The following is a 19,766-nucleotide window of genomic DNA, read 5'->3' as shown; positions in this document are numbered from 1 at the left end:
GAGGGCCTGCCGGCCCCGTTCAAATGCCCAATGTCAGCTGCGGCTCCGCCTCGTCCCCGATCTGGAGCGCGGACAGCGAGACACCCAGCAGCCTGACGCGCTTGGGCAGTGGCATCTCGACTTCGAGCAGGCCGCACGCCAGCCGCTCCAGATCGTCCCCGCCCGCGACGGCCGCTGCGACAGACCTGCTGCGTGTGATGATCTCGAAGTCGGCGAACTTGATCTTCAGCGTGACGGTGCGGCCGCGATTGCCGGTCGCCTCGCAGTGCCGCCAGACCTTGTCGACGAGAGGCCTGAGCTCGGCCGCCAGCGCGTCATATTCGGCGAGGTCGGTCGAGAACGTGGTCTCCGCGCCGATGGACTTGCGGATCCGGTTGGCCCGGACCGGCCGATCGTCGACGCCGCGTGAGATCCAGTAATAGTACGCACCTGACTTGCCGAAATTCGCATTCATGAACTCCAGCGTCTGGTTGCGGATGTCGAGACCGGTGAACAGGCCGAGCGCGTTCATCTTCGCAGCCGTCGCCGGGCCGATGCCGTGGAACCTGCCGACCGGCAGCGTCTCGACGAAAACCGGTCCCATCTCCGGCGAGATCACGAACTGGCCGTTGGGCTTGCGATGATCGGAGGCGAGCTTGGCCAGAAACTTGTTGTAGGAGATGCCCGCCGACGCGTTGAGGTCAGTCTCGGCCTTGATCTTCCCGCGGATCTTCAGCGCGATGTCGCGCGCCAGCGGGATTCCTTGCAGGTTCTCTGTCACATCGAGATAGGCCTCGTCGAGCGACAAGGGTTCGATGATGGGCGTGTGCTCGGCAAAGATGTCGCGGATCTGCCTGGAGATCGCCTTGTAGACCTCGAAGCGCGGCCTGACGAAGATCAGATCGGGACACTGCCGCTTCGCGGTGACCGACGGCATCGCGGAGCGAACGCCGAACTGGCGCGCTTCATAACTGGCGGCCGCGACGACGCCGCGTTCCGCGGAGCCTCCGACCGCGACCGGCTTGCCGCGCAGCTCCGGATTGTCGCGCTGCTCCACCGACGCATAGAAGGCATCCATGTCGATATGGATGATCTTGCGGACGGGCGAGGCTTCGCCGGTCACCGTGTCGGATTCGCTCATGAACAGATGATACAATTGCGCGATGAAATGCGCGAGGTGATGGATGCTGCAGCTGTTGTTGTTCGTGGTGGGCGTGGTCGGCACGGGCTGGCTGATCGGCGCAACCAATCTCCCCGGAGACTGGTATGCCGGCCTCGCCAAACCGGCGTTCGTGCCACCGAACTGGGCGTTCCCGGTGGCCTGGACCCTGCTCTACATCATGATCGCCATCGCGGGCTGGCGGACCTTTCGCCGTGAAGCCGGGGGCAAAGCGATGATGGCCTGGGCTGCGCAACTGGCGCTCAACTTCGCCTGGTCGCCGGTGATGTTCACGATGCACCAGATCGGCGCTGCGCTCGTCATTCTCATCGGCCTGTTGGTCGCGATCGCGACCTATATCGGTCTCGAGGCATCACGAGACAGGCTGGCCGCCGCATTGTTCGTGCCCTACGCAGCCTGGGTCGCGTTTGCCGGCGTGCTCAATGCGGCCATCTGGCGTTTGAATTGAGACATTCAGTCTCGACCAGTTCAAAGAACAATCTCAGGCTTGTGAGTGGCAAGCATGGTCACGCGACCTAATATGAGCGCACGGAGGACAGCCAATGCAATACAGCTCCGAGCTCATTCACACGATGCGTCAAGCGCTGGAGACCGTGATGGCGAGCGTACCGGCCCATCAATCGGTGTTCGGCTTGAAAGCGGCCGTGGCCGAATGCATCCTGAACGCCGCCGCACACGGCCAGACGTCATATGACGGGCTGGTCTCGTCCGCTTCGGACCAGCTCCAGACGATTGTCGCGATGCTGACGTGAGCGTTGGCCTGAAACGGCCGTAGGACTGGCGCGCCACGGCCGATGAAGATGGGCACTATTGCTTCGCCGTAGCGCTATGACGCGGCGGCCGGCGACGCGATCACGCCCGATAACCAGCGACGGACTGCGATCTTGCGCTACGCCTCATAGGCTGTTGTCCTCCCGATTTCGCGGTTGCGGCCATTTCGATCAATCTCGGGAACAGCGCGGTGGGCCAAGAAGAGGCATCGCTATCTTCCCCGCTCGTCAAGAATGTTTAGGGCACGGACCTGTTTCCGAGTTACGGTCGCTTAGTTTGAAAAGCCGCACGGCACAGTCCGTTAACTCGGCACGATTTTCGCCAAGCCTTTAGAGACCGTTAAGAAGACATTCTCCTAAAAGTTGTAAGGCGCCCAAACAGGCAACCAGATGTTAGGAAACGCTGTCCAGTGTTGGCCAGAACGGATCTAATTTTTCGCCGATGACCACTAAGGGTGAATGCCGTGCCGGCAAGTCTCAGGATTCCAGGCCGCTACTATTTTGCAATTTTTGTCTTGGCCTGCGCTACTCTTTCTTTCCAGATCCTGATCACGCGCTTTTTTAGCGTGATGCTATACTACCACTTCGCGTTCGCGGCCATTTCGCTTGCGATGCTCGGACTGACGCGCGGCGCGATGGAGGTCTACAACAACGCCGAGCGTTACGGGCCCGAGGCAGTGGGCCCCGAGTTCGCACGCCACGCCTCGTGGTTCGCAGTCTCGGGTGTTGGCGCGATGGTCGCCTTCCTCTGCGTGCCTCTCGTGATTCCTGCAGTCCTCGCGCAGGGCGCTCTCGCGCTTGCGGCCCTGGCATTCGTGATCCCCTTCAGCGAAAGCGGCATCTGCATCACGCTGCTGCTCACGCGTCTTCCGTATGCCGGTGGCTGGCTCTATGCCGCGGATCTGACCGGGGCCGCGTTCGGATGCCTCGGCATCATCTTCGCTTTGCTCGTCGTCGATCCCGTCAGCGCCACGTTGTGGCTCGGTGCCTTTGCCGCAGGTGCGGGCTGGATGGTGGTCCGCAGCGGCGGCAATGTCGGCAGCCGGCGACTGAGCGGTGTGGTCGCGCTGACGCTGGCGACTACGGCCGCCCTGCACACTGGTCTTCATGTTGCTGGCAAAAGTCACCTTGGAGTGTTCTGGGCCAAGGGGCGGGAGGAGACCGGGACACTGTTCGAGCGCTGGAACACATATTCCCGTGTACGAGTGAGGCCGCTCGGAGAGACAGCTCCGTTTGGCTGGGGCTTTGCCCGCGATCCCAAGGTAAAGATCGACCAGAACTATCTGGATATCGACTCCGACGCGGCTACCGTCATCACCCGGCACGACGGCGATCTCGACAAGCTGTCCTATCTGAAAGACGACGTTATCAATGCGGCCTACCTAGTTCAGCCGCCAACAGATGTGGCTGTCATCGGCGTCGGCGGCGGGCGCGACATCCTTTCTGCACTTTTGTTTGGCGCGAAGCGCATCCGCGGAATCGAGATCAACCCCGCCATTTTCGAGGTCCTGACCGACAAATTCGCCGAATTCTCCGGCCATCTTGATCGTCAGCCGGGTGTGAAGCTGGTGAACGCCGAAGCACGCAGCTACATCAATCATTCTTCCGATCGGTATGATCTCGTCCAGATTTCGCTGATCGACACCTGGGCCGCCACGGCCGCCGGCGGGCTGACGCTGACGGAAAATCGCCTCTATACCGTGGAGGCCTGGGGCGACTTCTACCGTGCCTTGAAGCCCGGCGGGCTGCTGTCGATCTCGCGTTGGTACGATCCCACGGATCATAGCGGAGAATTTTACCGGCTTGTGGCGATCGCCGCCGACGCACTACAGCGGCACGGTGTACCCGTGGGCGAACTCGCGCGGCATGTGATCGCCGTCAACGCTGGTCCTGTCGTGACCGTCATCACCCGACCCGACGCTTTCACGGACGCCGAATGGCAAAGCGCGCGGGTAAGACTTGCTGCACAGGGCTTCAAGATTATCCTGGCACCCGACGTCGCTTTCGACGCCATCACTTCTAAATTGCTCTCCGGCAACGCAGGCCCTGCTTTCTTGGCGTCATTGCCGGAGAATATCACCGCTTCGACCGACGATAGTCCGTTCTTCTTCTTCACGCAGCGCTTTACGAATTTCATCACCAAACCGTCGTCCACCGTCACGAACAACAATGTGGCTACCAGCATGATCTTGCTGGTGCTCGGTGTCGCGCTCGGCGCTTGCGCATATTATATCGTCGTTCCGTTTGTGCGTCTGGCACGACAGATGCCGCTATCGAGACTGACGCCGCCGGTGGTCTATTTCAGCGCGATCGGCCTCGGATTTATGCTGATCGAAGTGTCGCAGATGCAGCGGTTAATGGTCTTTCTCGGACATCCCGTTTACGGATTGAGCGTCGTTCTCTTCACCATTCTCATCTTCAGCGGTATCGGCAGTGCGACGGTTGGTGCGCTAACCCCTCATCGCGGCGTAGTGCTCGGCCGGGTGGCTGCTCTCCTCGTCACGCTCACCGTGGCGGGCTTCCTTACACCGCTGGTGAGCACCTGGGCGCGGTCGGAAGCGACCGACATCCGGATACTGATCTCCGTCTCCTTGTTAGCGCCGCCGGCGTTCTGCATGGGCATGATGTTCCCGCTCGGCTTAAGCATCTGGCGCCGCCACTCGGAAATACTTCCGTTCCTTTGGAGCGCCAACGGCATTACCTCGATGCTAGCCTCGGTGCTGGGCGTGACCCTTTCCATCCTGTTCGGCATCGCCTCGACATATGCGTTGGGCGTCGCCCTCTACGTTGTCTCCGCCGCCCTGCTCGCCCTCAGGCGTAAGGAAAGTCATCCCGTTCCGCCTGTGGTCGAGCTGATCCAGGGACCAGGACTGGTACCGGACGACGTTGCCTCTCCGATCGGTTCGCCCATTCCGTCGCCGCAGGCCGCCGCGAGGACGTGAAGGAGCTGATCGCGCTCGCAAAGGCGAAGTCCGGCGCGATCAATGTCGGGGCGTCGGGGAACGGTACGACCAATCATCTCGCCGGCGAGGGCGCAGCGCTCGCGAAAACGCCCGCGCGCGTCCTTAACATCACCAGTTTTGTACCGGCGTGGCGCACCCGACACGATTCGAACGTGTGACCTTTGCCTTCGGAGGGCAACGCTCTATCCAGCTGAGCTACGGGTGCAGTGCTCGCTCATTTAGCCGATTGGCGCGGGGCGGGCAACCGGTTCTCGCCACATTACGCTTTAAGCGGTTTTGCGCCGGAAAGGGGCCGGAACCGCTGCGGCTTCCCGGCCGAGGCTTGCGAATTCGGCGAGCACCCTTTCGGCGCAGATGACGCGGTTGCGGCCGAGGCGTTTGGCCACATAGAGCGCCTCGTCGGCCGCGCCCAGCAGCCGGTCGGGCCCGCCATCGGCGTCGCCGGGAATGTGGCTGGCGACCCCGACGCTGAGGGTGACGTGGTCGCCGGCGCCGATGGCGCCATGGGCGATCCGCAAGGCGATGACGGCGCAGCGGATCTCGTCGGCGATGACGCAGGCGGTATCGCAATCCATGTCCGGCAGGATCAGCGCGAACTCCTCGCCGCCATAGCGGCTGGCGAGATCGAGCGGGCGCACGGCATGCCGACTGACCACCGAAGCGACCGCGCGCAGGCATTCGTCGCCGATCTGGTGGCCGTGGTGGTCGTTGAACAGCTTGAAATGATCGACGTCGACGAACAGCAGCGCCAGCGGCTTCTGCGTGCGCTGGGCGCGGGCCCATTCGGTCATCAGCATCTGGTCGAACGAGCGGCGGTTCGACAGGCCGGTCAACCCGTCCTTGGTGGCGAGCTCCTTCAGCGCCATCTCGGCGCGCTTCTGGTCGGTGAGGTCGCGCAGCGTCTCCACCACGGCGATCAGATGGCCGGCCTCGTCGTGGATCGGGCCGGCGTCGATGGCGAGATAAAGCTGGCTGCCGAGCTTCGGCATCGTGCACCAGTTTTCCGCGGAAAAGCCGAGCCCGTTATGGCCGCGCGCGGCGTATTCCGAATAGAACTCCGGAAGCCGCTCGGGCCGGTCGAGCGCGACGAGATCGGCAAGGCAGGGGCGTCTCGTCTCGTAGAAGGCCTGCCAGTGCTTGTTGGTGCCGATCACCTCGGATGCGGCGAGGCCGGTCAACCGCTCGCAGGCCCTGTTCCAGATCACGACGCGGCGCTTGGGATCGATCACGAAGGTCGGCACCACCAGATGCTGCATCAGCCGCACGGCATAGGAATCCGCGACGTCGACCGTCTTGGCCGAAATCTTCGCCGAAGGCTTGCGCGAAGACTTGCGCGAAGACTTGGCCGACGTCTTGCTCGGCGACTTCATAGATTTCGTCATCAGGCCACCGCCGCCACCGGCAAGGCTCCGGGCAAGCCATTGCCCGAGCCGAACAGTTTCCGCACCTCGCTGGCCGGCTTCGGCGGGCTGAACAGATAGCCCTGCATCTGCGTGCAGCCGAGCGCGCGCAGCATCTCGCGCTGCGCCTCGGTCTCGACGCCCTCGGCGACCGTGGTCATGCTGCTGGCGGCCGCGATGTTCACCACCGCCTGCACGATCACGGGTGCACCGCTCGTCTCCGCGATGTCGGCGACGAAGCAGCGATCGATCTTGATCTTGTCGAACGGGAAGCGCTTGAGATAGCTGAGCGAGGAGTAGCCGGTGCCGAAATCGTCGAGCGCGATGCGTACGCCGATCGAGCGGAGCTGGTGCAGGATCGAGAGCGCAGCTTCGTCGTCGCGGATCAGCACGGCCTCGGTGATCTCGAGCTCGAGCCGGCGCGGGTCGAGCCCGGAGGCGGCGAGTGCGCCCGCGATCCGCAGCGCCAGCGTGTCGCATTTGAGCTGCACCGGCGACACGTTGACCGCGACGCGGATATGCGTCGGCCAGGTCGCGGCCTCGTTGCAGGCCATGCGCAGCACCCAGTCGCCGAGCTCGTTGATCAGGCCGGTGTCCTCGGCGACGGGAATGAATTCGGCCGGCGAGACCATGCCGCGTTCGGGATGGCGCCAGCGTAGCAATGCCTCGCAGCCCGCCACGTCGTTGGTGCGCAGGTCGACCAGCGGCTGATAGTGAATCTCGAAGCCGCCGTTCACCAGGGCCTGCCGCAGATCCTGCTCCATGCTCAGGCGCGCCTTGGCGCAGGCATCCATCTCCGGCTCGAAGAAGCGGTGGGTGCGGCGCCCCTCGGCCTTGGCGCCGTACATCGCGAGATCGGCGTTCTTGATGAGCTGGTCGAGATCGGTGCCGTCCTGCGGCGCCAGCGCGATTCCGATGCTCGCGTCGGTGGAGAGCTGATGGCCGAGGCAGTGATAGGGCTGTCGGATCGCCTCGTAGATCCGCGTCACGAAGGCCAGCACGTCGGCAGGGGACTGGATGCCGGTCTGGATCACGGCGAACTCGTCGCCGCCGAGCCGCGCGATCAAATCGTCCTGCTTGAGGCAGCCGCGGAGGCGGCCTGCGATCGCCTTCAACAGCTCGTCGCCAACGTGGTGGCCGAGCGAATCGTTGATGCCCTTGAATTCGTCGACGTCGATGTAGAGCAGCGCGAACTGCGCGCCATCGGCGCCCTTCGCCAGCTCGCGTTCGATCTGCTCGCGGAACAGCGTGCGGTTCGGCAGGTCGGTCAGCGCATCGTAATGCGCCATATGCGCGATCTTTTCGTGGGCGCGCCGCCGCTCGGTGACGTCCTCGACGACATTGATGATGTAGCGCGGCTCGCCGGACTTGTCGCGGATGCCGATCCGGGTCGAGGTGATATAGCGCCGGCCGGTGGCCGGGGTATTCCAGATGTGCTCATCCAGGAACAGGCCGTTCGGCGATTGCAGCAGCTTGTCGTCGTCCCGGGTGATGATCTCGGCGTCTTCCGTCGGGTAAAGGTCGAACGCGCTCTTGCCGACGATCGTCTCCGGCGTTTCGCCGAGCTGTTGCTCGGCCACCTGGTTGGCCAGGAGGTAGCGCCGCGTTCGGGCATCCTTCACGGTGATCCGCGAAGGAATATGGTCGATGATCTCGCGCAGGAAGGTGTGGTTGCGATCGCGCTCCTGTTCCAGATGGCGGCGATCGGTGATGTCTTCGATCGTCGCGACCCAGCCGCCCTGGGCGAGCGGGGTGTTGATGACCTGGAAGGCGCGGCCATTGGCCAGTTGATGAATTCGCGTGGAGACCGTGCCTTCGGCGACGACCCTCATGACGTCAGCGCAAAATTCCTCGACGTCGCCGTCAAACGCGCCGCGCTCCTGACGATGATACATCGCCTCGCGGATGTGACAGCCGGGCTTGATGACGTCGTGGGAGAGGCCGAACATGTCGGCGTAGCGTCGGTTGCAGGTGACGATGGTGCCGCTCGCGTCGTAGAGGATCAGCCCCTGCGTCATGTTGTTCAAGGCGGTGTCGAGCCGCAGCCGCTCCGCTTCCAGCCGTTCCTGCGCTTCGCGGTTCTGCCGGTTGATCAGGCGGATGATCAGATAGAGGATCAGCGCGATCACGGCAGCCGAAAGCGCGGCGGTCGTGACCATGAAGCCGGTCTGCTGCCGCCAGTCCGCGAGGGCCGCGACTGTCGTGTTGGTGGCGACGATGACCAGCGGAAAATGCGTCAGCGACGCCGCTGAGCCGAGCCGCTCCTCGCCGTCGAGCGGGCTCTTGACGCGGAGCGTCTGCTGACCGCCCTTGGTCAGCACCTTCCGCATCAGCGGTGCATCCTTGAAGCTCCGTCCGATCAGCTCCTCATGATGCGGATAACGCGCCAGCATCTTGCCTTCGCGATCGAACAGCGAGATGGCCGTGCCCTCGGCAAGCGCGACCGATGCGAAATAATGCTGGTAGCTGTCCGGATCGATCCGGCGGACCATCGCGCCGAGGAAGGTGCCGTCCGCGCCGTTCAAGCGGCGCGCCACGATCGTGGTCCATTTGTTGATGATGAAGCTGCGGACTGATTCCAGCAGCACCGGTTCGGACTGCGGATTGGTCTTGAATGTCTGAAAGTAGGCCCGCGACGAAACGTTGATCTTGGGCAGGGGCTGGGCCCGCGACCAGTTGATCAACTCGCCGTCGGCATCGTAGATCGCGATATCGCCGAGGTAAGACACGGAGCTGATCTTGCTGCGCAGCATCTGGTTCGCCGCAGCTCCGGACATGCGCTCGCGGAACATCGTCGGCGAGGTGATCTCCGTCAGGCTCATCTGACCGATCAGATCGGCGGCGACGACGTCGGAGTCCTCGAATTGCTGATCAAAATGCCGGGCGATCAGCTGGACCGTGTTTTCCAGCTCGCGCTCGCGGTTGGCCAGGGTGCGCTCGCGAAATTCACCGACGGCCACGGCCGTCACACCGAAGATGCCCGCGACCAGCAACACGCCGCACAGGGTCAGCCACAGGACAGGACCACGTCGCGCCAAGGCCTCCCAGCCGTTCCTTGCGGCTAGAGACATTCCGGCTGCCACCGTGGAAAAGACCTGGCGCATTCCCCCTCCCTGGAGGAACACGAATACACCGCACAAATGGCCTAAACCTTAGGAAAGCCAGTTACCTAAGCATTAATCCAGTTGCGCAGTCGCGTCCGTATCCAGCAGAGCGGGAATCGCGTCGTGGTTGTGCGGCGGGTACAGCAACCGCCGCACTGCATCATTAATCGCGCCTTAATGCGAACTGCCAGCGCTCTTGTCGCCAGCGGGATTACGCAGCCGTCCGACCACGCCGGTCGGGAAGAAGTAGACGCTGGCGATGAACAGCAGGCCGAGCCACAGCAGCCAGCGGTCGGGATGCAGCAGCCCCGGCAGCAGCGGCAAGCCGGCCTCCGACGCCGCCGTGGAGGCGACGCCCATCAGCGACTGCAAATAGTTCTGGGCGAGGATGAAGATGGTGGCGCCGATGATCGCGCCGTAGATCGTGCCCATGCCGCCGATCACGACCATCAGCAGGATGTCCAGCATGATCGAGAAGCTGAGCGAGGTATCGGGACCGGCATAGCGCAGCCACAGCGCATTCAGGATGCCGGCACTGGCGGCGACCAGCGCGGCGATGCAGTTGGCATAGGTCAGGTGAAACACCGTGCGGAAGCCGAGTGCCTCGGCGCGAAAGCGATTCTCGCGGATTGCCTGCAGCACGCGCCCGAACGGCGAGTTCACGACGCGCAGCAGTGCGAGGATCATCAGGGCCGAGATGGCGAACACCAGGTAGTAGGTCAGGATCCGGCCGTTGACCTCGAAGCCGACCAGGCTCTTTGGGATCAGCACCGTACCGGGGCGGAGCAGCTCGGGCAGCTGGAAGCTGCGCCCGTCCTCGCCGCCGGTCAGCCAGGACAGCTGCGAAGCCAGCACCTGGAAGGCGGAGGCGACCGCGAGCGTGATCATGGCAAAGAAGATCGCGGCGACCCGCAGCGAAAACAGCCCTATGGCGAGCGCGAGCAGGGCCGCGAGCGGTAGGCCGACGACGATGCCGGTGGCGACCGCCGCCCAATTCGGGCCCATCCCGTACAGCGCGATGGCGATCGCGTAGCTGCCGATGCCGTAGAACATGGTGTGGGCGAACGACACCGAGCCGGTATAGCCGAGCAGGAGGTCGTAGGAGGCGACCAGCGCGGCGAAGACGCAGATCTTGGCGGCGACGTTCAATGCCTTGGCACCCGGAAACAGGAACGGCGTCGCCGCCAGCGCCAGGATGATGACGACCAGAACGAGGGTGAGGATCCGGCTACGCGGCGGATCGCCTGACAGGATCATCATCGGCTGGTCACCGCATAGAGGCCGCGCGGCCGCCACATCAGAATGGCGACCATCAGCAGGATGTTGGAGACGAGGGCGAGTTTCGGCACCAGGAAGCCGCCGTAATTGGCGACCATGGCCACGAGGATCGCACCGATGAAGCAGCCGCCGATCGACCCCAGGCCGCCGATAATGACCACGATGAAGATCAAGACGGTGAGGTCGTCGCTCATGGAGGCATGGACCTGCTCGCGATAGAGCGCCCACATCACGCCGCCGAGGCCGGCCAGCGCCGATCCCGTCATGAACACGCCGAGGAACAGCCGGCGGATGCGATAGCCGAGCGCTTCCACCATCTCGCGGTTCTCGACGCCGGCGCGGATCAGGAGCCCGAGCTTGGTGCGGTTGAGCACGAGCTGGATCGCGATGAAGACGGCAAGGCCGATCAGCATCGCCAGCACGCGGTATTTGGCGATCGCGACGTCGCCGAGGATGAAGGAGCCGCGCAGCGACGCCGGTAGCGGCATCGGGATGATCTGCGGCCCCCACAGCGCATAGAGCGTCTGCTCGGCCACGATCAGGCCGCCGGTGGTCATCAGGATCTGCTTCAGGTGCTGGCCGTAGACCGGCAGGATCAGCACGCGCTCGACGACGAGGCCAAGGGCGCCCGACACCGCCATCGAGAGCAGGGCGGCCGGCGCCAGCACGGCGAGGTTCATCCAGAGCGAATCCGCCTGAATGGAGGCTGCGAACGGCGCCAGCACCAGGGTCGCGACATAGGCACCGACGGCGATGAAGGCGCCGTGGCCGAAATTGAGCACGTCCATCAGGCCGAACACCAGCGTCAGGCCCGAGGCCATGATGAAGATCATCATGCCCATGGCAAGGCTCGCGGCGGTCAGCGTCAGCCAGGTGCTGGGCGAGCCGATCAGGGGAATCGTCACGAGGGCGAGCGCGACCGGCAGCAGGATCGGCGCGATGTCGCGCTTCGGCTTCGGCAGCGGATCGGTTGCGGCAAGGTCAGTCACTGATGCGCCTCCAGGCTCAAGCCGAGCAGCCGCTCCTGCAGCGGCACGTCGGCGGCGAGCGCCGCCATCTCGCCGCGATGGACGATGGTGCCGTTGTCCATCACGAGCACGTTGTCGCCGAGCTCGCTGGCGGCAAAGAAATTCTGCTCGACCAGGAGAATGGTTGCGCCCTTGCGCTTGATCTCCTTCAGGCACTCGATCAACGCCATCACGATCGCCGGCGCCAGCCCCTTGGTCGGCTCGTCGATCAGCAAGAGCTTGCGCGGCTCGATGATGGCGCGCGCGATCGAGAGCATCTGTTTCTGCCCGCCCGAGAGGCTCCCCGCCCGCGACAGCCAGAACCGGCGCAGCGCCGGGAAGAAACCAAAAATCCAGTCGAGCTGCTTGTCGTCCAGCGGCCCGTCGCGCGCCGCCAGCACCAGGTTTTCCTTCACGGTGAGATCGGAGAACACCGCCATGCTCTCCGGAACGTATCCGACACCGAGCCTTGCGATGTCGGGCGTGGCACGGCTCTCGATACGATCGCCGGAGAGGCTGATCTCGCCCGATGAAGCTTGCCACAGCCCCATGATGGTGCGCAGCGTCGTGGTCTTGCCGGCGCCGTTGCGGCCGAGCAGCATCGTGGTCTGCCCCTGCGGGACGGCGAGGTCGATGCCCTGGAGGATGTGGTAGCGGCCGATATGGGTGTGGACGCCGGAGAGCCTTAAAAGATCGGTCATGCCGCGCTCCCTGCAGCTGTCTTGGGCGCGACACCGAGATAGGCTTCCTGCACGATCGGCGAGGCGATCACTTCGGCAGGCGGGCCGTCGGCGACGAGTTGCCCGTTATGCAGCACGATGATGCGGTCGGCGAGCGAGCGCACCACGTCCATCTTGTGCTCGACGAGAAGGATGATCTTGCTCCTGTCCTGCTTGAGCTGCGCGATCAGGTTGAGGACGACCGGGACCTCGTCGATGCTCATGCCGGCGGTCGGCTCGTCGAACATGAAGACTTTTGGCTCCAGCGCGATCATCAGCGCGACCTCGAGCTTGCGCTGGTCGCCATGCGACAGCGCGGTCGCGGCGACGCCGCGGCGGCTGCCGAGCGCGACCTGGTCGAGGATGGCGTCGGCGCGGGCGATCAGGTCGCGGCGCACCATCCAGGGCCGCAGCATGTCGTAATGGGTGCCGTTCGCCGCCTGCACTGCGAGGCGGACGTTCTCTTCCACGGTGAGGTTTGGAAAGAGGTTGGTGAGCTGGAAGGCGCGCCCGAGGCCGGCGCGGGTCCGCATCGGCGCGGAGTGCTGGGTGATGTCGGTGCCGTCGAACAGGATGCTGCCGTTCGAGGCGCGTAGCTGGCCCGAGATCAGATTGAAATAGGTGGTCTTGCCGGCGCCGTTCGGCCCGACGATCGCGGTGAGCTCGCCCGGACGGAACGTGCAGGTCACGTTGTTGACCGCAACATGGCCGCCGAAGCGGATGGTGAGGTCGCGAGTTTCGAGGGTGAGCGTCATTGTTTGGCAAATGATGAGATGAGGAAGTATCCGCGATCACAGTGGGCTCCCTCCCCCGCTTGCGGGGGAGGGGTGGGGAGAGGGTATTTCCGCACGCGAGAACCCCAAGGGGAGAGAGCCCTCTCCCCAACCCTCCCCCGCAAGCGGGGGAGGTGAAGTAAGAAACGTCAGCGCTTGTTCTTGACCGGAACGTCCATGTCCTCGATCTTCAGCTCGCGCACCGGCTCGAGCACGGCCCAGGCGACGTTCGGATCGACCTTGACCTTGAAGGCGTACATGCTCTGCAGCGCCTGATGGTCTTCCTTCCGGAACACCATCTTGCCCTTCGGCGTGTCGAACTCCAGGCCTTCCATCGCCGTGATCAGCTTCTCGCTGTCAGTCGACTTCGCCTTGGTGACGGCGGCGACGACGGACATCGCGGCGGCAAAGCCGCCCGCGGTGAAGAAGTCCGGCGGCGCGTTGAAGCGCTTCTGGTGCTCGGCGACGAGCCAGTCGTTCACAGGGTTCTTCGGGATCTCGTAGAAATAATAGGTCGCGCCTTCCATGCCGGGCAGGCCCTTATAGGCGGCGAGGGCCGGGAGGATGTTGCCGCCGGTGGAGAGCTCGATGCCGTAGCGCTTCGGGTCCATGTCCTGCAGCTTGGCCAGCGGATTGCCGGCGCCGGCCCAGATCACCCAGATGACCTTGCGGCCCGGCTTGTCCTTCAGCGCGTCGAACAGGCGCTGGCCGACCGCGGTGAAGTCGGTGGTCGAGGTCGGGGCATATTCTTCGGCAGCGAGCGTCGCGCCGGTCTTGGCGAGTGCCTCCTTGAAGGCGGCGACGCCATCGCGGCCGAACGCATAGTCCTGCGCCAGCGTTGCGACGGTGACGCCCTGCTTGCCGATCGCGACCGCATTGGAGATCGCGTCCTGCGAGGAGTTGCGCGCAGTGCGGAAGATGTAGCGATTCCACTTCTCGCCGGTAATCTGGTCCGCGACGGCGGGCTCGACGATCAGGATCTTCTTGTTCTCCTCGGCGACCGGGAGAATGGCGAGCGCCGCAGCCGACGAGGTCGTGCCGATCGCGATGTCGGCCTTGTCGTCCTGATAGGCTTCGGCGAGCGCGGCCTTCGAGAGATCCGGCTTGCCCTGGTCGTCCTTGGTGATGATGACGATCTTGCGGCCATCGAGGGTCATCGTGCCCTTGGTGGCGTATTCGAAGCCCATCTTCAGGCCGGTCTCGGTCTGCTTGGCGTAGGCCTCGAGCGGACCGGTCTTGCCGTAGATCAGCGCGACTTTGAGATCGTCGGCCTGCACGGAGGTGCCCGCAGCGAGTCCGAGAATGGTTGTTGTTATGATGAGTGATCGACGCACGATGGTCCCTCCTGATTTAACGTTTCTCGGCAACAGCGATTTGCATAACACTACGAACATTGCAATTGAACCTTCCGGCCGAGCGCGTCGGCCTTTCGAGCATGCATCATTTTTGGGCTGGCCGCGCATCGCCGGCTCCCTCGGCCTGACGCCGATCCGACTGCGCCTCATCAGCGCTTTCGAAAATGTGCGGCGCGACGCCGCGCTTCTCCAGGGCTTCGCCGAGCTTGATGCGCAGGAAGCCCGACGTGGTGTAGCGCGACACGCCGGAATAGAAGCGATCGACGAGGCTGCGCACCATCGCCGAATAATCGTCCATCAACTCCGGCAGGATGGAAAAATTGTCATAATTGACGATGGCGTAGACCCGGCGGCCAAGCGGAGCGAGCCTGGCTTCGACGATACCAGCGATGGTGTCGATCTCGGCCTTGCTGCGTAGCGGATAGCGCTCGAGATTGACGAAGAACAGGTTCTGCTGCTCGTCCAGCGTGAAGCGCTGGTCGAGTGGGATGGTGAGCAGGCGCTCGCGCAAATCCATCAGACCTTCGCGGAAGATGCGATCGTCCATCAGCGCCGGGTCGCGCGGGATCAGCGGCTTGAAGTCCATCAGGCGCAGAATGTCGCGCTCGATGTCGATGCCGGGCGCGACTTCGGTAAGCTCGAGCCCGTCGGGCCTGAGCTCGAACACGCAGCGCTCGGTGACATACAGCGTGCGCTGCTTGCGCGCGGCGGCGAACGGGCCGCTGAAGGTGACGTGCTCGACGCTCTCCACGAATTTGCGCGACTTGGCCTCGTCGAGAATGACGAGCTTGCCGTCCTTCACCGCGATGCGCTGCTTGCCCGCGCCGAAGGTGCCGACGAAAATGACCTCCTTGGCGTTCTGGCTGATGTTGATGAAGCCGCCGGCACCCGCAAGCTTCGGCCCGAACTTGCTGACATTGAGGTTGCCGGCGCGATCGACCTGGGCGAGCCCGAGGAAGGCGGCGTCCAAGCCGCCGCCGTCGTAGAAGTCGAACTGATAAGGCTGGTCGATCACCGCCTGGGTGTTGATCGCCGCGCCGAAATCGATACCACTCGCGGGGATGCCGCCGATCACGCCCGGTTCGGCCGTCAGCGTGATGAGGTCGATGATCCGCTCCTCGTTGGCGACGGAGGCAATCCCCTCGGGCATGCCGATGCCGAGATTGACGACGCTGTTGGCCTTCAGCTCCAGGGCGGCGCGACGGGCGATGATCTTGCGCTCGCTGACCGGCATCACCGGCAGCGAGGCGGCGCGGACGCGGATCTCGCTGGAGAAGGCCGGATTGTATTGCGTGCCGAAGGTCTGCCAGTGATTCTCGGGCCTCGCCACCACGACGCAGTCGACGAGGATGCCGGGAATCTTGACCTGGCGTGGATTGAGGCTGCCGGCCTCGGCAACGCGTTCGACCTGGGCAATGACGATGCCGCCGGAATTATGCGCCGCCATCGCGATGGCGAGCGCTTCCAGCGTCAGCGCCTCCTTCTCCATGGTGAGGTTGCCGTCGGGATCGCCCGTGGTGGCGCGGATGATCCCGACGTTGATCGGGAACGTCTTGTAGAGCAGGCATTCCTCGCCGCCGATCTTGATCAGTTCCACAAGCTCTTCGGTGGTGCGCGCATTCAGCTTGCCGCCGCCCTGCCGCGGATCGACGAAGGTGCCCATGCCGACGCGGGTGATGTGGCCGGGCCGGTGCGCCGCGATGTCGCGAAACAGATGCGTGATCACGCCCTGCGGCAGATTATAGGCCTCGATCTGGCTCGCGATCGCAAGCTGCTGCAATTTCGGCGCAAGGCCCCAATGTCCGCCGATCACGCGGCGGACCAGGCCTTCATGCGCGAAATGGTTGAGGCCGCGATTCTTGCCGTCGCCCTGGCCCGCCGCGTAGACCAGCGTCAGATTGCGCGGCTTGCCCTGCGTATAGGGGGCATCGCCCTCGTGGGAGAGATAGAGCTCCTCCAGCGCGACCGCGATCTCCTCGGCAAAGCCGATGCCGACGAAGCCGCCGGTCGCGACCGTGTCGCCGTCACGGATCAGCATGACGGCTTCCGCCGCGGTGACGACCTTGCCCTTCTCGGAATTGCGCAAATAGGGCAAGGCAGGATGCTGGCTCATGGCATTCCCTCCCATGTCTGTTGCGGACCGCATGCCGGCTCTTCTCGTTTGCCTCTATTCGTATCGCGTGGAGCGGCTGGCGACCAGCCGCTCCGGCGTCGCGGGGGCCGCACTCAGCCCGTTCAGGGCTGGGCGACCTTGCGTGTTTCGGTGGCGAAATAGACCGAGACGATGGTGATCAGCGCCAGCGCGATCATGTAGAGCGAGATCGGCCAGGTCGCCGGCGCGTAGGCCGTCATCAGTCCCGTCGCGATCAGCGGCGACAGCGCGCCGGCGAAGATCGAGGCGAGGTTGTAGCCGAGCGAGACGCCGCTGTAGCGCACCTTGGTACCGAACAGCTCCGACAGGAAGCTCGCCTGCGGGCCGTACATCGCGGCATGACCGATGGCGAGGCCGAGCACGATCGCGATCCAGGCATATTGCGGGTTCCTGGTCGCCAGCAGCGTGAACAGCGGGAACGACATCAGCGCCGAGAACAGCGCGCCGAAAATGTAGATCGGTCGCCGCCCGAGCCGGTCGGAGAGCGCACCGAAGGCCGGGATGGTGAAGGTCTCGATCGCCGCGCCGATCAGCACGCCATTGAGCATGTCCTGCTTGTTCATGCCGAGCGATTGCGTGGCATAGGCGAGCACGAAGGTCGCGTAGATGTAGAAGAAGCCGTTTTCGGCGAAGCGCGCGCCCATCGCGAGCAGGATGTTCTTGGGATACATCCTGATCGCCTCCAGGATCGGCATCTTCACTTCCTGCTTGGTATCCTTGACCTTCTGGAACTCCGGGGATTCGGCGATGGTGAAGCGGATCCACAGGCCGACCAGCACCAGCGCGATCGAGAACAGGAACGGGATGCGCCAGCCCCAGGCCAGCAGCTGCGCATCGGTCAGCATCGCCGATACCACCGAGAAGACCAGCGTGCCGAGCACGAGGCCGAGCGGTGCGCCGAGCTGCGGCCAGCTGCCGTAAAAGCCCTTCTTGTCCGCGGGCGCATGCTCGACCGCCATCAGCACCGCACCGCCCCATTCGCCGCCAAGGCCAAAGCCCTGGATCAGGCGGCAGGTGACGAGCAGGACCGCGGCCCAGATGCCCGCGGTCTCGTAGGTCGGCAGGAATCCGATCGCCGCGGTCGCCACGCCCATGATCAGCAGCGTCAGATACAGCATGGTCTTGCGGCCGATCTTGTCGCCGTAATGCCCGAACACGACGCCGCCGAGCGGGCGTGCGACGAAGCCGAGCGCGTAGGTCGCGAACGCCAGCAGTGTTCCCATCATGGGGTCGAAGGTCGGAAAGAACAGCTTGTTGAAGATCAGCGCCGCGGCGGTGCCGTAGAGGAAGAAGTCGTACCACTCGATGGCGGTGCCGATCAGGCTCGCCGTGGCGACTGTGACATGCGAGGGCTGCTTCGCCTGAAGCTGATGGACCGAGATCGCTTCACTCATCCTTGCGTCCTCCCTGATTTGCGAATGCGCATGTGCAGCATGCGTCATTGTGCAAAGCGAAGAGCAAGGTCCGCGCCAGATGCTGTTGGCTCGCGCAAACCGGTTTAAATTCCGGCAATTTCCGCATTGGCGCCCGGACAGAGCCGCTCGGTGCCTTGTCCGGAATCCGAGACTCCGGACAGTCCATTGTCTCGAAACTCAGACGGAGGCCGGCCCTGCGGCGAGGCCGAACTTGGCGAGCTTCTTGTAGAAGGTCGCGCGCGAGATCCGCAGCATCCTGGCGGCCTCGGAGATCTGGCCGTTGCTGGCGGCGAGCGCCTGCTCGAGCGTGTGCTTCTCGAACTCCGCCTCGGCTTCGGCATAGGGCACCACGGGTCCGGCCGGGCGCTCGGATGCTGCGGGCCTGGCGTCGGAGCCGACGGGAAGAATGCGGGCGACATCCTCGCCGGTCAGCCGGCCGGAATCGCTCAGGATCAGCGCCCGCTCCAGGATGTTGCGGAGCTCGCGGACGTTGCCCGGCCAGTCATAGCGTGCCAGCGCGGAAAGCGCGCTCGGCGTGATCTTCGCCTTGATGTAATCGCCGGAGGCGCTGATGTCCTCGAGCAGCCGGGCGCAGATGTCGGGGAGATCATCCAGGCACTGCCGCAGCGGCGGCAAATCGATCGAGAGCACGTTCAGCCGGTAATAGAGATCGGGCCGGAACGCGCCGTCGCTGACGCGCTTGCGCAAATCCACATTGGTCGCCGCGACCACGCGCACGTCGACTTTCGAGATCTTGTCCGAGCCGAGCGGCTCGATCTCGCGCTCCTGCAGCACGCGCAGCAGCTTGGCCTGCAATTGCAGCGGCATCTCGCCGATCTCGTCGAGGAACAGCGTGCCGCCGTCGGCGATTCGGAATTTTCCTTCGCGTCCCCTGCGGTCGGCGCCGGTATAGGCGCCGGGCGCGGTGCCGAAGAACTCCGATTCGATCAGCGTGTCGGGAATCGCGGCGACATTGACGCTGACGAACGGCTTCTCCGCACGCGAGGAGGCATTGTGAATCGCCTGCGCCAGCATCTCCTTGCCCGTTCCGGTTTCGCCGGTGAGCAGCACCGTGACGCTCTGCCGGGCGGCGCGGCTTGCAAGCTGTTTGGCCTGCGCGATACCAGGCGTGGTGCCGACGTAGTCGGCGAAGGTGAAGCGCGCCGCCCGGGCGTTGGACAATTGCCGCCGCGCCAGCCGCAGATCGCTCTCGAGCTGGGCGACGCGGGCGAGCAGGGGTTTGAGGCTTTCGAGGTGGTCATAGAGCACGAAGCCGATCGCGCCGATCACCGTGCCGTTCTCGTCCTCGATCGGCATGCGCGTGACCACGAGCTGCTCGCCGCCGAGCTCCATGATGTCGAGCAGGATCGGCTCGCCGGTCTCGGCCACCTTGCGCATCAGGCTGTTGGGGATGACCTCCTCGATCGGCCGGCCGATTGCCTCACTGGTCCGCTTGAGGCCGAGCGCCGCGAGATATTTTTCATTGACGTAGACGACGCGTCCGCCGCGGTCGATCGCGATCGCGCCCTCGCAGAGCTTCTCCAGCCGCTCGAACAGCGTCTCCATCGCGCGCGCACGAAGGTAAGCGGGATCGCTGATCGAGGCGGAAGAGGCGGACATGACATATCCCGTGGGAAGTCTGTCTGTGTATTAGCAAAAGGGCGTCGATTT

15 protein-coding genes and 1 tRNA gene are annotated in these 19,766 nt (G+C 64.2%); 4 read left to right on the top strand and 12 right to left on the bottom strand.

Translation table 11 applies throughout. The features are described from left to right. Positions 1-19: 19 nt before the first annotated feature. Entirely contained in the window at positions 20-1,120 is a 1,101-nt protein-coding gene (dinB, locus tag GGD62_RS10915) for a DNA polymerase IV (protein ID WP_183708437.1), read from the bottom strand. A 43-nt stretch (positions 1,121-1,163) separates the two neighbouring features. On the opposite strand from dinB, the gene GGD62_RS10910 reads away from it, so the two are divergent. From GGD62_RS10910 to GGD62_RS10895, 4 genes are all read left to right on the top strand, one after another. Further along, entirely contained in the window at positions 1,164-1,607 is a 444-nt protein-coding gene (locus GGD62_RS10910; protein ID WP_183235827.1) for a TspO/MBR family protein, read from the top strand. A 94-nt stretch (positions 1,608-1,701) separates the two neighbouring features. Beyond that, a complete protein-coding gene (locus tag GGD62_RS10905; protein ID WP_018319492.1) occupies positions 1,702-1,911 on the top strand; it encodes a hypothetical protein in 210 nt (69 codons plus the stop codon). Between the two features lie 482 nt (positions 1,912-2,393). Then, positions 2,394-4,871: a hypothetical protein gene (locus tag GGD62_RS10900; RefSeq protein ID WP_312014258.1), complete on the top strand. Its 2,478-nt coding sequence runs from the start codon at positions 2,394-2,396 to the stop codon at positions 4,869-4,871. Beyond that, complete coding sequence (locus tag GGD62_RS10895; protein ID WP_183708435.1) at positions 4,868-5,050, top strand: hypothetical protein; 183 nt, start codon at positions 4,868-4,870, stop codon at positions 5,048-5,050. Before GGD62_RS10900 ends, GGD62_RS10895 begins: the two co-directional genes overlap by 4 nt. Here GGD62_RS10895 and GGD62_RS10890 read toward each other — a convergent pair. The 11 genes from GGD62_RS10890 to GGD62_RS10840 form a co-directional block, all read right to left on the bottom strand. Beyond that, positions 5,021-5,097: transfer RNA gene (locus GGD62_RS10890), tRNA-Arg, on the bottom strand. The two genes, GGD62_RS10895 and GGD62_RS10890, sit on opposite strands and share 30 nt — an antisense overlap. Before the next feature lie 61 nt (positions 5,098-5,158). After that, entirely contained in the window at positions 5,159-6,148 is a 990-nt protein-coding gene (locus GGD62_RS10885; RefSeq protein WP_246800069.1) for a diguanylate cyclase, read from the bottom strand. A 125-nt stretch (positions 6,149-6,273) separates the two neighbouring features. Beyond that, a complete protein-coding gene (locus tag GGD62_RS10880; RefSeq protein WP_183708433.1) occupies positions 6,274-9,396 on the bottom strand; it encodes an EAL domain-containing protein in 3,123 nt (1,040 codons plus the stop codon). Between the two features lie 174 nt (positions 9,397-9,570). Continuing rightward, positions 9,571-10,656, bottom strand: a complete 1,086-nt coding sequence (locus GGD62_RS10875; protein ID WP_183708431.1) for a branched-chain amino acid ABC transporter permease — start codon at positions 10,654-10,656, stop codon at positions 9,571-9,573. Beyond that, entirely contained in the window at positions 10,653-11,663 is a 1,011-nt protein-coding gene (locus GGD62_RS10870; protein WP_018319497.1) for a branched-chain amino acid ABC transporter permease, read from the bottom strand. The genes GGD62_RS10875 and GGD62_RS10870 overlap by 4 nt, the downstream gene beginning before the upstream one ends. After that, entirely contained in the window at positions 11,660-12,382 is a 723-nt protein-coding gene (locus GGD62_RS10865; protein WP_018319498.1) for an ABC transporter ATP-binding protein, read from the bottom strand. Before GGD62_RS10865 ends, GGD62_RS10870 begins: the two co-directional genes overlap by 4 nt. Next, complete coding sequence (locus tag GGD62_RS10860) at positions 12,379-13,155, bottom strand: ABC transporter ATP-binding protein (protein WP_179732839.1); 777 nt, start codon at positions 13,153-13,155, stop codon at positions 12,379-12,381. The genes GGD62_RS10865 and GGD62_RS10860 overlap by 4 nt, the downstream gene beginning before the upstream one ends. Before the next feature lie 167 nt (positions 13,156-13,322). Next, positions 13,323-14,507: a substrate-binding domain-containing protein gene (locus GGD62_RS10855; RefSeq protein WP_026202193.1), complete on the bottom strand. Its 1,185-nt coding sequence runs from the start codon at positions 14,505-14,507 to the stop codon at positions 13,323-13,325. Positions 14,508-14,613: 106 nt separating this feature from the next. Next, complete coding sequence (locus GGD62_RS10850) at positions 14,614-16,641, bottom strand: acyl CoA:acetate/3-ketoacid CoA transferase (protein ID WP_183235786.1); 2,028 nt, start codon at positions 16,639-16,641, stop codon at positions 14,614-14,616. 122 nt (positions 16,642-16,763) lie between these two features. Further along, a complete protein-coding gene (locus GGD62_RS10845; protein WP_183708429.1) occupies positions 16,764-18,074 on the bottom strand; it encodes an MFS transporter in 1,311 nt (436 codons plus the stop codon). Between the two features lie 198 nt (positions 18,075-18,272). Then, the gene (locus GGD62_RS10840) at positions 18,273-19,715 is read right to left on the bottom strand and encodes a sigma-54-dependent Fis family transcriptional regulator (protein WP_183708427.1); all 1,443 of its coding nucleotides are present in this window, start codon (positions 19,713-19,715) and stop codon (positions 18,273-18,275) included. Between the last annotated feature and the right edge of the window lie 51 nt (positions 19,716-19,766).

The sequence above is a fragment of the Bradyrhizobium sp. ERR14 genome (genome assembly GCF_014198235.1).
Lineage (GTDB): Bacteria > Pseudomonadota > Alphaproteobacteria > Rhizobiales > Xanthobacteraceae > Bradyrhizobium.
Note: the sequence above shows the minus strand (reverse complement) of the source record. Positions and strands in the feature narration are given on the sequence as shown.